Below are 14,113 nucleotides of genomic sequence, written 5' to 3' on the forward strand. Positions count from 1 at the left end.
CCAGCCAGCCGCGCTCCTTCGGAAGCGCACACGCAAGAGGGGCCGGGTACCTTTCCGGGTATCCGGCCCCTCTTTGCGTTGGTGCCTTAGATGGCTGCTGCGCCTCGCTCGCCCGTGCGGACACGCACAGCTTCGTAGACGTCTACGGTCCAGACTTTGCCGTCACCGGCACGGCCGGTGTTGGAGGAAGCAATCAGGACATCGAGGATGTCGTCTGCTTGCTCGTCCGTGGCCAGGACCTCCACGCGGATCTTGGGAAGTAGATCCACGTTGTACTCGGCTCCGCGGTACACCTCGGTGTAACCGCGCTGCCGGCCGTAGCCGCTGGCCGCGCTGACCGTCAGTCCCTGTACCCCGTATGCTTCGAGCCCCTCGCGGATGGCGTCGAGCTTCTCCGGGCGGACGATCGCCGTGATGAGTTTCATGCCTGGACACTCTCCTTGCCTGATACGGATGCTTCTTCAGCTGCTTCGGACGATACCTTGCCGGTGATGAGGTCGTGAAGGGGCTGGAAGCTTCCGCCGTGGCCGCCGACGCCGAACTCGTATGCCGTTTCGGCGTGCAGGCTGAGGTCTGCACCGGCGATCTCCTGGCGTTCGGAGATGCGGAAGCCCATGAGCTTGTGGATCGGGTAGGCGATGATGAAGGTCATGACGCCGGTGAACACGATCGAGCAAAGCGCTGCCAGGGACTGTGCAACCAGCTGGGTAGTACCCCCGCCGTAGAACAGGCCGGCTGCACCCTGGGTCGGGGTGGCGAGGAAGCCGATGGCCACCGTGCCGATGATGCCGGACACGAGGTGGACGCCGACGACATCAAGAGAGTCGTCGTAGCCAAGCTTGAACTTGAGGCCGACGGCGAGGGCCGAGGCAACGCCGGCTGCAACACCGAGGGCGATGGCACCGAGCGGAGAAACGTTGGCACAAGCCGGGGTGATGGCGACCAGACCGGCGACGACGCCCGAAGCAGCTCCGAGCGAGGTGGGGTGGCCGTCACGGATGCGCTCCACGATAAGCCAGCCGAGCATGGCCGCTGCCGGAGCGGTGAGGGTGTTGATCCAGATGAGGCCCGCCTGCTCGACGGTTGCTGCTGCACCGGCGTTGAATCCGAACCAGCCGAACCAGAGGATGGCCGCACCGAGCATGACCAGGGGCACGTTGTGCGGGCGGTGGTTCGGGTCCTTGCCGAAGCCCTTGCGGTTGCCGATGATCAGGACGAGGATCAGGCCGGCCACACCGGCGTTGATGTGCACCACGGTGCCACCGGCAAAGTCGATGACCGGGGCGAAAGTCTGGCCGAACCAGCCGTCCTTGGAAAAGAGCCCGCCGCCCCACACCATGTAAGCCATGGGTGCGTAGACCAGGGTGGCCCAGATCGGGGTGAAGAGCGTCCAGGCCGAGAACTTGGCACGGTCCGCGATGGCACCGGAGATCAGGGCCACGGTGATGATCGCGAAGGTGGCCGCGTAGCCTACCTTGAGGAGGTCAGCGGGATCCGTGAAGTTGTGCAGACCGAAGTGGCTGAACGGGTTTGCGAAGAGCTGGAAGAAGTTGTCCGTGTTGCTCGTGGACATCGATGCGCCCCACAAGACCCAGACGATGGTCACTGTGCCGATGGCGATGAAACTCATCATCATCATGTTCAAGGCGGCCTTGGCACGGGTCATGCCGCCATAGAAGAATGCCAGGCCCGGGGTCATGAACAGCACGAAGGCTGACGCGACCAGGAGCCAAACGAGACCGGCGCTGAATTCCATGGTCTACGTCCTCTCTGCTCTTTGTTGCGGACTTTGCCGCCTGTCCCAACGCATTTGCGTTCTACATAAGAGTTTTGCGGGGCAGTGTTTCACCTGCGAAGGTTTTAGATTGCGGGGCTGTTACAAGAACTTCTCGAAGGTAAATGGTGCATATCACCCGTGTTACGGATATGTTTCGTCAGTTCCACTTTCCCCGCGTTCCCACGACCCAGAGGACCCCGACACCATGACCGCAAGCCCCGAATCCCCCGCCAATCAAGGAGCGAGGGCCGCGAAGGCTGCAATGCCACGGGACATCAAGGTGATGTTGGCGGCGGCGTTCCTGATTGCATTGGGTTTTGGCCTCGTGGCGCCCGTGCTCCCCCAGTTCGCCACGACTTTCGACGTCGGAGCAACGGCAGCCGCGGTGATCGTGAGTATTTTCGCCTTCATGCGCTTGGTGTTCGCTCCCGCCGGGGGTGCCCTGATGGGCCGCTTCGGCGAGCGTCCTGTGTACATTGCAGGGTTGCTGATTGTGGCGGCGTCGACGGCCGCCTGCGCCTTCGCCCAGAACTATTGGCAGCTGCTGGTCTTCCGGGGCCTCGGCGGAGCCGGTTCCGTGATGTTCACCGTTGCGGCGATGGGCCTGTTGATCAGGCTCGCCCCTCCGGAAAGCCGTGGACGGGTCTCCGGCGCGTACGCCTCCGCCTTCCTGATCGGCAGCGTCCTGGGGCCCGTGGTTGGCGGCCTGCTGGCCGGCTTCGGCCTGCGCGTCCCGTTCCTCGCCTACGCGGCGGCCCTGGTCCTTGCGGCCCTGGTTGTCCGCACGCAGCTGACGGGCAGTTCAGGTGCAGCGAAGCAAGGCGGCGCGGCAGGGCCGGCAATGCGCATGAAGGAGGCCCTGGGCGATTCTGCCTACCGGGCCGCCCTGTTCTCCAGTTTCAGCAACGGCTGGGCGACCTTCGGCGTACGCATGGCCACCGTGCCGTTGTTCGCCGTGGTTGTGCTGGCCGGAGGATCGGCCTCGGCGGGGTGGGCGCTGGCGGTGTTTGCAGGGGGAAACGCGCTGGCGCTGACCTTCTCCGGCCGTATGGCTGACAGTTTCGGCCGCAAGCCCATGATGCTGCTGGGCTTGGTGGTCACCGGCCTGGCCACCGCCACCATCGGCTTGACCGGCAATCTTCCCGCATTTTTCGGGGCGTCTGCCGCGGCCGGCTTCGGCTCCGGCTTGCTGAACCCGGCCCAGCAGGCCGCCGTCGGGGACATCATCGGTCGTGGCCGCTCCGGCGGCAAAGTGCTGGCGGCCTTTCAGATGGCCTCCGACGCCGGAGCCATCGTGGGTCCGGTCCTGGTCGGCCTCCTGGCCGATGGGCTTGGCTACGGTTGGGCCTTCGGCGCAACGGGCGGCATCCTCCTGCTCGCCGCCGTCGGCTGGTCGGCAGCGCGCGAGCCGATGCAGCGCGCCCCCGAAAGCGTCGACTGACCCAACTGACTGGCACTAGGTGTCGTTTTGAGCCGTGAAAACGACATTAACTGCGAGTCAGTTGGGCTGGACGCGGCTAGTTCAGCAGGGCGTCGACGAAGGCTTCGGCCTCGAACGGCGCGAGGTCGTCGGGTCCTTCCCCGAGGCCGACGAGCTTGACCGGCACGCCAAGGGCCTTTTGGATGGCGACGACGATCCCGCCCTTCGCGGTGCCGTCGAGCTTTGTGAGCACGATTCCCGTGATGTTGACTACTTCGGAGAAGACCTTGGCCTGGTTCAGGCCGTTCTGGCCGGTGGTCGCGTCCAGCACCAGCAGGACTTCGTCCACCTCGGCCAGTTTCTCGATGACGCGCTTGACCTTGCTGAGCTCGTCCATGAGGCCGACCTTGTTTTGCAGGCGGCCGGCGGTGTCGATCATCACGACATCCACTTCCTGCTCAATGCCGGCCTTGACGGCTTCATAGGCGACAGATGCCGGGTCCGCGCCGACGACGTGCGACCTGACGGTTGCGACGCCGACACGCTGGCCCCATGTGGCGAGCTGCTCCGCAGCCGCCGCACGGAAGGTGTCGGCCGCGCCCAGCAGGACGTCCTTGTCTTCGGCGACGAGAACGCGCGCGAGCTTGCCGACGGTGGTGGTCTTGCCGACCCCGTTGACGCCGACGACGATCATGATGGCCGGGTGGGCTCCCTTGCGTTCCACGTTCAGGCTGCGGTCCATCGTGGGGTCCACGAGCTTGATGAGTTCCTCGCGCAGGAGTGCCTTGACGTCCTCCGGGCTGCGGGTGCCTTGGACCTTTACCCGTGCACGCAAAGCATCGACCAACTGCATGGTGGGCTCCGTGCCGAGGTCGGCAAGGAGCAGTGTTTCTTCGACTTCGTCCCAGACGTCTTCGTCGATCTTGTCGCTCGAAAGCAGGGCCAGGAGCCCCTTGCCGAGAATGCTGTTGGACTTGACCAATCGCGCCCGAAGCCGGTTGAGGCGGCCCTCGACAGGCGCGGGGGTCTCCACCTGGATAAGTTCAAGTCCCGCGGCGTCGTCCGGAACGTCGGTCTCCGGTACGGCAAGGTCGGAGGGTTCGACGACGGGTCCGGGCGCCGTGCGATCCGGTGCGGTCCCGGGGGCGTCGTCGACGATCGTTCCGCCGCCTGCCGGCGCCTTGTCAGCGGGGTCGTTGGCGTCGCGCGTTCCAGCGTAAGTCGAGGAGGACTTCCGCGCCTTGAGCAGGACAGGAATCAGCCCTCCGACCACCACGATGGCAGCGACAATGGACAAAATAATGGGGAGGAGATCGTTCACTCCCCTAGCTTCTCACAAAGCTAGACCTCGGCACCGAGCCTCTGGCTGATGACAGTGGACACGCCGTCGCCCCGCATTGTCACTCCGTAGAGGGCGTCTGCGACTTCCATGGTCCGCTTCTGGTGCGTAATGACAATCAGCTGGCTGGACTCGCGCAGCTCTTCGAAAATCGTGATGAGCCTGCCCAAGTTCGTATCGTCCAGAGCGGCTTCCACCTCATCCATGACGTAGAACGGCGAAGGCCGCGCCTTGAAAATCGCCACTAGCAAGGCGACAGCCGTCAGCGACCGTTCCCCACCGGAAAGCAAGGACAACCGCTTGATCTTCTTGCCGGCAGGCCTTGCCTCCACTTCGATGCCGGTGGTCAGCATGTCATCGGGGTCCGTCAGCACCAATTTGCCCTCCCCGCCGGGGAAGAGCCGCGCAAAGACGTGGTCGAACTGCTTGGAGGTATCAGCGAATGCCTCGGCAAAGACCTGCTGGACGCGGTTGTCCACTTCCTTGATGATGTCCAAAAGGTCTTTGCGACTGGATTTGAGGTCTTCCAGCTGCGTGCTCAGGAATTGGTGTCGTTCCTCAAGCGCGGCAAATTCCTCAAGCGCCAAGGGGTTCACTTTGCCAAGCGCGGCGAGGTCCCGTTCGGCTTTGCGGAGCCGTTTCTCCTGCTCGGCGCGGACAAATGGAACACCCTCGAGGATGGCGTTTCCGTCCTCATCCACGGGCGCGCGGAGTTCGGCCCACTTGTCCACGGCAGCGGCGGGGACGGGAACGGGCTGCTCCGGACCGAAGTCGGCCACGAGTTGTTCGGCTGACAGGCCCAGCTCCTCGATGGCGCGGGTTTCCAACGCTTCGATCCTGAGCCTTTGCTGGGCCCGGGCGAGTTCGTCTCGGTGGACGGAATCCGTCAGTCCCGCTAGCTCCTGGGCCAACTTCTCGTTACTGCTCCGGACATCAGCGAGTTCCCTTTCGCGCTGCTCCCGGACGGCCTCGGCGAGATCGCGGGCGCGGGCGGCGAGGTCCACTGAAACGTCAACGAAACGTACAGTCTGTTCGACGGCGGAAGCAACGGCCGAGGCCCGCTCGGCTTGGGCTTTGCGTCGCAAGGCCCGGCGCGCGGCTTCCTCACGTGCCCGCCGTTCGCTCGCGGCCGCCCGTTCCAGGGAAGCGGCCCGGTTGCTGGTCGCGGCGAGCTGTTCCTCGGCACTCCGCAAGCCCAGCCTGACCTCCATCTCACGGGACCGGGCGTCGCTGGCAGCCCTGGCCAAGGCATCGCGGTGCTCCGTGGAAGGCTCTTCCTCCTGGGGGGCTTCTTCTGCCGCGGCCAGTCGTTCCGCCGCAAGCTCAAGGGACTCCTCTGCCACGGCGATGTTCAGTTCGGCTTTGGCCAGGGACTCCGCCATTCGATCGCGTTCCGCGACGGCGCTGCGCAACTGGGAATTCAGGTGGCCAAGCCGTTCCGCGACGGCGGCCAGGCGGGCATCCGAGTCGTGGAGTTTGTCCAGCGCGGCGTTCGCACGTTCCTGGGCATCGGCCCGGCGCGCTTCGGCTCGAGCAAGGGCGAACTTTCCCCGCTCAAGACGCGTGGTGAGCTCCAGAAGCCGGGTGCCGGCGTCGTCCACTGCGGCTTGGACCTCAAGGAGCGACGGCGCCGTGGCCGATCCCCCGTCCACCGTCAGGACCCTGAAGACGTCGCCTTCGAGGGTCACCGCGATAAGCTCCGGGTTGCCGGCAATGAGGCTTGCCGCCGCGTGCAAGTCGTCGACGACGGCGGTGGACGCCAGAAGGGTCCTTGCGCCACTCGCTTCGGGGGCGTCAGTCGCCACCAACCCGGCGGCCCAGCGCGCACCGTCAGGCAGCAGCGGCAATTCCCGCAGGCCAGGCTCGGGATCCGCTGAGGGTACCGCGCCCGCCACCAAAAGCGACGCGCGTCCGGCGTCGGCGTCCTTCAACAGTTGCATCGCGGCGACGGCCCCCTCGCTGTCTGACACCACGACAGCGTCGGAAGCAGTGCCAAGTGCTGCGGCCACGGCCGTCTCATACCCGGGCTCCACCGTCAGGAGGGAAGCAAGCGAACCCAGGACTCCGGGGTGGTCCGAGGACAGAAGCCGCGAAGAACCATCCTTGCGGTTGAGTCCAAGCTGCAAAGCATCGCGGCGGGCGGTGAGCGCATCGCGTTCGCGGACTTCATCGCGTTCGGCAGTTTTCAACGCTTCGATCTCCGCGTTGATCTCGTCAAGAAGCGCGCTGGCGTCCTCGTATTCGGCGTCGAGGCTTTCTTCGCCGTCTTCGACGCCGGCCACCTGCGACTCGAGGGCCGCAAACTCACTTTGCGCGTGCCGACGGCGTTCCTCACCGGCTGCCAGCGAGTCCCTGAGCCTGCCCCGCTCAGCGTCGGCCGCCTCGGCCCGGGAGCGTGCGGCAGCCAATTGGCCCACGAGTTTCGCAAGGCCTTCACGGCGATCAGCTGCTGCCCGCAACACGGCCGTCAGGCGTTTGTCCTCGGCGGCGGCCAGGTTCTCGGCTTCCTGTTTGGCTGCCGTAGCGTCGAGCAGGGCGGCTTGCTTCGCCAGGATGTCATGCTCAAGTTCCGACTGCTCCTGCCGGACCCGGGCGGCCTGCCGGTCCAGGTGGTCCGGGTCGCGGCCTGAATCCGGGGCAGCATCGGAGGCGCCAAGGAGACGGCGGCGCTCGGTAGCGAGCGATCCCAGGGCGCGAAGCCGGTCCCTGGTTGCCGACAGCTGGTACCAGTTGTCCCTGGCGGCATTCAGCCTAGGAGTGGCCTCAGCTGCGAGTTGCTCAAGCCGGAGCTGGCGTTGGCGGCCTGCGCCGAGCTCCGCTTCGACTACCTCGCGGCGCTCCTTCAACGCGGCTTCGTCGGCGACGTCCTCCTCCAACGTCCGGGTGAGCTGGACGAGATCATCGGCCAAGAGCCTGGACTTGGCGTCGCGGACGTCGAACTGCACGGTTTGGGCACGGCGGGCGACTTCGGCCTGTTTGCCGAGCGGCGTAAGTTGACGGCGGATTTCCGCCGTGAGGTCACCAAGGCGTTGCAGGTTCGCCTGCATGGCTTCCAGCTTGCGGACGGTCTTTTCCTTGCGACGCCGGTGCTTGAGGATGCCTGCGGCTTCTTCAATGAATCCCCTGCGGTCCTCGGGGGTGGCGTGCAGGACCCGGTCCAACTGCCCCTGCCCCACGATCACGTGCATCTCCCGACCAAGACCTGAATCCGAGAGCAGCTCCTGGATGTCCAGGAGGCGGCATGGCGAGCCGTTGATGGCGTACTCGGATCCTCCGGTCCGGAACAATGTGCGGGAAATGGTGACTTCGCTGTATTCGATCGGCAAGGCGCCGTCGGCATTGTCGATCGTCAGGGCAACGTGCGCCCGGCCAAGAGGGGGCCGCCCCGATGTCCCGGCGAAGATGACGTCTTCCATTTTGCCGCCGCGCAGGGTCTTGGCACCTTGTTCGCCCATGACCCAGGCCAGCGCGTCAACCACATTGGACTTGCCCGAACCGTTGGGGCCGACAACGGCGGTGACGCCCGGCTCGAAGTCGAACGTCGTGGCCGACGCGAACGACTTGAAGCCCCGGACAGTCAAACTTTTCAGATGCAAGGTGTTTCGGATCTCCTGAGTGGCTGAATTCCCGTTCTCAATCTACTGCCCGACGGCGGAAATCCCCGGATTTGCGGGGCAAACCGGCGAATCCGTGCTACCAGCGGCCGTTGCGCGGCTTCGGCTGGCAGATCGGGCAAGTGTACGAGGAGCGGTTCATGAATTGCTCCCGTTTAATCACACCGGGAAGTCCAACGGCGGAACAACGCCTGCACGGCTCGCCCTCCCGGCCGTAGGCATCCAAGGACCGCGCGAAGTATCCCGAAGCTCCGTTGACATTGACGTAGAGCGAATCAAAGCTCGTCCCACCGGCGGCGAGGGCGTCGCTCATGACTTCCTTCGCGGCGTCGACGAGCCTCACGGCATCGGTCCGCTTGAGGGTGTCTGTCGGCTTTGCATAGTGGAGCCTGGCCCGCCAGAGAGCTTCATCGGCATAGATGTTGCCTATCCCGGAGATGACAACCTGATCCAACAGGGCACGCTTGAGACCGGTCTTGCGGGCTTTGACCTTGCGGTAGAACTCGTCAAAGGAAAAGTGCGGGTCCAGCGGATCGCGGGCGATGTGCGAGGCTTCTTCGGCAATTTCAGGAAGGGGCGTCTCGCCCTGGCCGCCGGGGCCGCCGTCGGACGTCGGTACAAGGGAAGTGACAAACAGTCCACCGAAGATCCGCTGGTCCACAAACCGTAACTCCTCGGGCATGCCGTCGGAGCTGCTAAGACGGAGACGGACTTTGAGGTGCTTCTCATCGGGGAACGCAGGGGCCTGCATGAGGAGCTGCCCGCTCATACCGAGGTGCGCCATCAGCGCGACGCCGGGCATCGTTTCGGCGGACACTGCCCCGCCTGGCAGTTCGGCGGCGTTGCCCGCACTGCGGGGTTCCTCGGTTCGCAGGGGCATCCACAGGAACTTACCGCGGCGGACGACATCCAAAACCGTGGAGTTCTCAAGGTTGCCGATAAAGTCCTCTGTGCCCAAGGCGTGGCGGCGGATGGAACGGGGATCCAGGACCTCCACGGCCGTGATGGTCCGGCCACGCACCCAACGTGCCAGGCCGCGGCGGACCACTTCGACTTCGGGCAGTTCCGGCATGTGGAATCAGGCGCTATGCGCAGGATCAGCCGGAGAGTCGGCTTTGCTGTTCAGCGTGACCTTGCTGTTGAGCGTGCGCCACGCATCTGCAGCGGCTTCCTGCTCGGCTTCCTTTTTGGAGTGGCCCGTGCCTTTGCCGTAGGCGGTGCCGCCGATCTGGAGCACTGCCTCAAAGCTGCGCGCGTGGTCCGGGCCGGAGCCTTCGACTGCATAGTAGATGGACCCGAGCTGACGGCTGGCGGCAAGCTCCTGCATGCTGGTCTTCCAGTCGGTGCCGGCACCGAGGGCTGCGGCGTCCTTGAGCAAGGGCCCAACGAGCCGCATGACGAGCTGCCGGGCGGTCTCAATGTCGTTGGAAAGATAGGTGGCGCCGATGAGCGCTTCCATGGTGTCCGCAAGGATTGAAGACTTGTTCTTACCGTCGGTGAGCCTTTCGCCCTGCCCGAGGTAGATGAATTCGCCGATGCCAAGGTCCCGGCCGATACCCGCCAACGCGCGGGTGCTGACGACGGCGGAGCGTCGCTTCGCTAGGTCGCCTTCCGGCAGCGCCGGGTTGTCGCGGTACAGCGAATCGGTCACGGAGAAGCCCAGGATGGAGTCGCCCAGGAACTCGAGGCGCTCGTTGGTGGGAATCCCGCCATTTTCATACGCGTATGAACGATGTGTCAGAGCAAGACGAAGCGTCTCGGCGTCAATGGAGACACCGAGACGCTTCAGAAGCTCTTCAGTTGAAGACATCCTTTGTCAGCCTTTTGGCGGATTTAGACGTCAGCGACCTTGCGGCCCTTGTATTCAAGGAACAGCGCGGTCCCGGCAGAGTCGGTTACGACCTTTGCCTGGTGCGGCAGGCTGTAAACAACCTGGCCGTTTTCGATGGTCTTGACCAAGTTGGGGGCAGTTGCCTTCCACTGGGCACGGCGGGCGCGTGTATTTGCGCGAGACATTTTCCGCTTGGGAACAGCCACGGCTATCTCATTTCTCTTTTAGTCAGCACTTACTAATCAGTTTGCCGGTCGGTCTTAGCCAGTTCAGCTAGGGCAGCCCAGCGAGGATCCAGGTCCTCGTGGTGGTGCCCCGGCTCGTCTTCCAGACGCACTCCGCATATTGAGCAGAGGCCCTGGCAGTCTTCCCGGCACACCGGCTGGAACGGCAGCATGGTTACAACCGCGTCCCGCAACACCGGTTCAAGATCGATTAGATCGTGCTCGACTCGACGTTGCTCTTCATCGTCTTCTTCGTCCGAAAGCTCGACGCCCTCATAGAAGAAAAGTTCTTGCACATTGACCTCAAGGTCATACGCAAGGGGATCCAGGCATCGTCCGCATTCGCCCTTGACTTCAGCGAATACGGTTCCAGATACCAGAATTCCTTCGTGTACGGCCTCAAGCCTCAGGTCGAGCTCGATATCCGAGCCTTCCTGAACGCCAATGAGTGCCACGCCAAGGTCACTTGGCGCGGGTACATGTTCCGTGAGCGTCCGCATGCTTCCTGGACTACGTCCGAGGTCCTTGACGTCCAGCGTCAAAGGCGAACTTGCATCTCGCTTAATGAGAACTCCTGTAGAACATATGACCGACGTACCATCTTAGCCTGAACGCGTGAGCGGACTCAAACCGGGTCAATTACAACGCGTTCTGCCCGAGGTACCGATCCAGCTTACCCGTTGCGGAGCTACTCCGCTGCCGACCCGCCAGCGAGGAGCCTCTTGAGCACCGATTTAGGCACGAAATCGGAGACATCGCCGCCCAAGAGGGAGATTTCCTTGATGAGCGTGGAGGACAAATGAAGGTAGTGGGCCTCCGCCGGAAGAAAGACAGTCTCGACGCCGGACAATTGGCGGTTCATGGTGGCCATGGGAAGTTCGTAGTCGAAATCCGAGGACGAGCGCAGGCCCTTGACGATCGCCGAAATTCCCCGATGCCTACAGTATTCGGCCAGCAATCCCTCGCCCATGGGCTCCACGATGATGCCCCGCAAGGAAGCAAGTGTCTGCCTAGCCATGTCCATGCGTTCTTCCAGGCCGAAGCGGTACTTCTTCGCATAGTTGGTGGACACGGCGACGACGACTTCATCGAACAGGCCGGCGGCCCTCGCAATGACTTCCAGATGTCCGTTGTGGATGGGGTCGAAGGAGCCAGGGCACACTGCGCGTCTCATGGTTCGAACCTACCGCATCCGGGGCCGCAGGCACTATGGCGATACCATGGCTGAAACGGCGGGCCGGACGAGCCGGAAGCCAGCACCCAGGAAGGCATCCCCACAGTGACGAGCCCGGCCTCTCTCAGCCAGAACACGTCCGCCGCACCTTGGCAACGTGCCGCAAGCGGCGCCAACCTGCTTTCGGCCGACGGCAGCCTCGGAGTGACCATCTTCGAAGAGATGACCACCCTGGCAATGTCCACCGGAGCCATCAACCTGGGCCAAGGATTCCCGGACGAGGACGGTCCGGCGGAAATCAAGGCAGCAGCGCAGGCAGCCATCACGGCGGGAGCCAACCAGTACGCGCCAGGCAAAGGGATCCCCGAGCTTCGCGAGGCCATCGCCGCACACCAGGAACGCTTCTACGGACTGACCCCGGACCCGCAGACCGAGGTCATTGTGACCACCGGGGCCACTGAAGCCATCGCCGCCGCATTGCTCGCATTCATCGAACCCGGCGACGAGGTCCTGACCTTCGAGCCCTTCTACGACTCCTATGGCGCCATCATCGGACTCGCCGGGGCCAAGCATGTGACCGCTCCCTTGCTGGCGCCGGACTTCCTTCCGGACGTGGACGCGATGGAATCGGCATTCAGCGAGCGCACGAAGGTTGTGCTCCTCAACAATCCGCACAATCCCACGGGCGCCGTTTTCCCTCGCGAGGTGCTGGAACGCGTCGTCGAGCTCGCGCTGAAATACGATGCCTTGATCCTCAGCGATGAAGTCTACGAGCACCTCACCTTCGGTGTGCAGCACCTTCCGGTCGCCGGCATCCCGGGAGCGGCCGAACGAAGTGTCACGATTTCCTCGGCTGGGAAGACGTTCTCGTTCACCGGCTGGAAGATCGGCTGGCTCAGCGGACCGGCGCACCTTGTGGCGGCGATCCGAACGGTCAAACAATTCCTCAGCTACAGTTCCGGGACCCCGTTCCAAAGTGCGATCGCGGTAGGCCTTGCCCTTCCCGATGAGTTCTACACCGGCATCGCGTCCACTCTCCAGCACAAGCGGGACATCCTGGCCGAGGGACTGCGGGCCGCGGGCTTCGGCGTCTACACGCCGCAGGGAACATACTTCATCAACGTCGACACTGCGCCCCTCGGCATCAACGACTCCGTGGACCTGGCCCGACGACTGCCGGAGCTCGTCGGAGTGGCGGCCATCCCCGTTCCCGTGTTTTGCCACCCGGAAGGCGCGGAAAGGACGCGCAGCCTTCTCCGGTTCGCGTTCTGCAAGAAGACCGAAGTACTGGAAGAAGCGGCCGCCAGGCTGGCCACCCTGCGGGACAGGCTCTGACTGTGTCAACCGGCCAAAACCACGAGGGACGGCGCTTCCTGCGAGCCACCGGCCAACATGCCGCGATCGAGGCCGACACACTGATTGACGGCGCCTACATCCTGCGCATCGGCGACGCAGAGCAATCCCATGTCAATCTCGCGGAGCCCACGGAAATCTTCTACGAGTACCTGCGCAGGATCGGCCATGTAGTGGATCTGCTCGCGCCAGGAGGGCAAGCCATCACTGCCCTCCATCTCGGCGCGGGGGCCTTGACCCTGGCCCGCTACATCGAGGCGACGAGGCCCGGTTCGGAACAACACGCCGTCGAACTCGAACGTGAATTGCTCGACTTCGTGCTGCAGAAGTTGCCCATGCCGGACGGCACCCTCTTGGAGACCCATATTGGCGACGCACGCGAAACCCTCGCCGAACTGCCCACGGAACTCGAGTTCGACGTCGTGATCCTGGACATCTTCTCCGGTCCCGAGGCCCCGGCACACATCGCCTGCCAGGAGTTCTATGAAGAGACCGCGGCGCGGCTCCGGCCCGATGGGGTGCTCATCGTCAATGTCGGCGACGAAGCGGCCCTGACCCTGGTGCGCAGCCAGGTCGCCGCGCTGCGCCGGGCGATGCCCGACGTTGCGGCTTTCGCCGAGGCCGGCATGTTCGCCGGCCGGTACCCCGGCAACATCATCCTGGTGGGGACGCGCCGGCCGTGGCCGGCCGATTGGACGGCGGAACTCCTCGCCCGGGGGCCGCACCCCGCGGCGGCGCTGAGCGGAGTGGAGCTGGACCGGATATCGGGCTAGCGCCGCCTTTCGGGCTCGCGCTAGACGGGTTCTGCGAACCAGAGCTTGGTTTCGCCGTACTTCTTGTCGGCAAACCGTTCGAGGGTGTCCGGCCAGTCCGGTTCCGGGGACCGTGAGGAACGCTCGACGACGATCACCGCGCCTTCATCGAGGTGGAAGGCGAGCTTTGCGAGGACAGCCTTCAGGGAAGGCTCATCCAAGGGATAGGGCGGATCCAGGAACACGAGGTCCCAGAGAACGTCATCCGCCGCGCGTTCCAGGAAGGATTCCACTTTGGAACGAGTGACGGAGACAATCCTCCGTCCCAGCACTTGGTTGGCCATGTCGGCGTTTCGCTGGCAGACCTCGGAGGCACGTGCGTCAGATTCCACGAGTTCAGCCGAGCGCGCGCCCCGGCTGGCACTTTCGATGCCGAGCGATCCCGAACCCGCATAGAGATCCAGCACCCGGGCATCGTCGATGGCGTCGAGTGCCTCGAGCCGCGAGAACAACGCCTCCTTGACACGGTCCGTCGTGGGCCTAGTGGCGTTTCCAGGGACGCTGACCAGCGGATTGCCGCCGACCACACCGGCAATGATCCGGCTCACCGGCCAACTCCCGGGGCGGAG

General features: G+C 64.2%; 13 protein-coding genes. 3 read left to right on the top strand and 10 right to left on the bottom strand.

Going from position 1 to position 14,113, the window contains the following annotated elements; translation table 11 throughout:
- Positions 1-86: 86 nt before the first annotated feature.
- A complete protein-coding gene (locus AC4CS3_RS00145; RefSeq protein ID WP_028264639.1) occupies positions 87-425 on the bottom strand; it encodes a P-II family nitrogen regulator in 339 nt (112 codons plus the stop codon).
- Positions 422-1,756, bottom strand: a complete 1,335-nt coding sequence (locus tag AC4CS3_RS00150) for an ammonium transporter (RefSeq protein ID WP_490781708.1) — start codon at positions 1,754-1,756, stop codon at positions 422-424. Before AC4CS3_RS00150 ends, AC4CS3_RS00145 begins: the two co-directional genes overlap by 4 nt.
- A 226-nt stretch (positions 1,757-1,982) precedes the next feature.
- Here AC4CS3_RS00150 and AC4CS3_RS00155 point away from each other — a divergent pair, with 226 nt between their 5' ends.
- Positions 1,983-3,218 carry an MFS transporter gene (locus tag AC4CS3_RS00155; RefSeq protein WP_490781709.1) on the top strand — a complete coding sequence of 412 codons (1,236 nt, stop codon included), beginning with the start codon at positions 1,983-1,985 and terminating at the stop codon, positions 3,216-3,218.
- Positions 3,219-3,294: 76 nt separating this feature from the next.
- Here the strand turns inward: AC4CS3_RS00155 and ftsY are convergent, their stop codons facing one another.
- The 7 genes from ftsY to coaD form a co-directional block, all read right to left on the bottom strand.
- Positions 3,295-4,518 (bottom strand): signal recognition particle-docking protein FtsY, encoded by a 1,224-nt coding sequence (gene ftsY, locus AC4CS3_RS00160; protein WP_490781710.1) that lies wholly within the window; start codon positions 4,516-4,518, stop codon positions 3,295-3,297.
- A 20-nt stretch (positions 4,519-4,538) separates the two neighbouring features.
- Complete coding sequence (gene smc / locus AC4CS3_RS00165) at positions 4,539-8,132, bottom strand: chromosome segregation protein SMC (protein ID WP_490781711.1); 3,594 nt, start codon at positions 8,130-8,132, stop codon at positions 4,539-4,541.
- Between the two features lie 97 nt (positions 8,133-8,229).
- Positions 8,230-9,222 carry a bifunctional DNA-formamidopyrimidine glycosylase/DNA-(apurinic or apyrimidinic site) lyase gene (gene mutM / locus AC4CS3_RS00170; RefSeq protein ID WP_490781712.1) on the bottom strand — a complete coding sequence of 331 codons (993 nt, stop codon included), beginning with the start codon at positions 9,220-9,222 and terminating at the stop codon, positions 8,230-8,232.
- A gap of 6 nt (positions 9,223-9,228) precedes the next feature.
- Complete coding sequence (gene rnc, locus AC4CS3_RS00175) at positions 9,229-9,960, bottom strand: ribonuclease III (RefSeq protein ID WP_441411807.1); 732 nt, start codon at positions 9,958-9,960, stop codon at positions 9,229-9,231.
- A gap of 23 nt (positions 9,961-9,983) precedes the next feature.
- On the bottom strand, positions 9,984-10,187 hold the full coding sequence (rpmF, locus tag AC4CS3_RS00180) for a 50S ribosomal protein L32 (RefSeq protein ID WP_028264646.1): 204 nt from the start codon (positions 10,185-10,187) through the stop codon (positions 9,984-9,986).
- A gap of 32 nt (positions 10,188-10,219) precedes the next feature.
- A complete protein-coding gene (locus tag AC4CS3_RS00185; RefSeq protein ID WP_059387665.1) occupies positions 10,220-10,747 on the bottom strand; it encodes a YceD family protein in 528 nt (175 codons plus the stop codon).
- A 146-nt stretch (positions 10,748-10,893) separates the two neighbouring features.
- The gene (gene coaD, locus AC4CS3_RS00190; RefSeq protein ID WP_441411805.1) at positions 10,894-11,379 is read right to left on the bottom strand and encodes a pantetheine-phosphate adenylyltransferase; all 486 of its coding nucleotides are present in this window, start codon (positions 11,377-11,379) and stop codon (positions 10,894-10,896) included.
- 105 nt (positions 11,380-11,484) lie between these two features.
- On the opposite strand from coaD, the gene AC4CS3_RS00195 reads away from it, so the two are divergent.
- Both AC4CS3_RS00195 and AC4CS3_RS00200 read left to right on the top strand, forming a co-directional pair.
- Positions 11,485-12,714, top strand: a complete 1,230-nt coding sequence (locus AC4CS3_RS00195; protein ID WP_490781713.1) for an aminotransferase class I/II-fold pyridoxal phosphate-dependent enzyme — start codon at positions 11,485-11,487, stop codon at positions 12,712-12,714.
- Positions 12,715-12,716: 2 nt separating this feature from the next.
- A complete protein-coding gene (locus AC4CS3_RS00200; protein ID WP_490781714.1) occupies positions 12,717-13,505 on the top strand; it encodes a spermidine synthase in 789 nt (262 codons plus the stop codon).
- 20 nt (positions 13,506-13,525) lie between these two features.
- Here AC4CS3_RS00200 and rsmD read toward each other — a convergent pair whose 3' ends face one another.
- Positions 13,526-14,092 (bottom strand): 16S rRNA (guanine(966)-N(2))-methyltransferase RsmD, encoded by a 567-nt coding sequence (gene rsmD, locus AC4CS3_RS00205; RefSeq protein WP_490781715.1) that lies wholly within the window; start codon positions 14,090-14,092, stop codon positions 13,526-13,528.
- Positions 14,093-14,113: the final 21 nt, after the last annotated feature.

It is taken from the genome of Arthrobacter sp. SE2 (genome assembly GCF_058244265.1).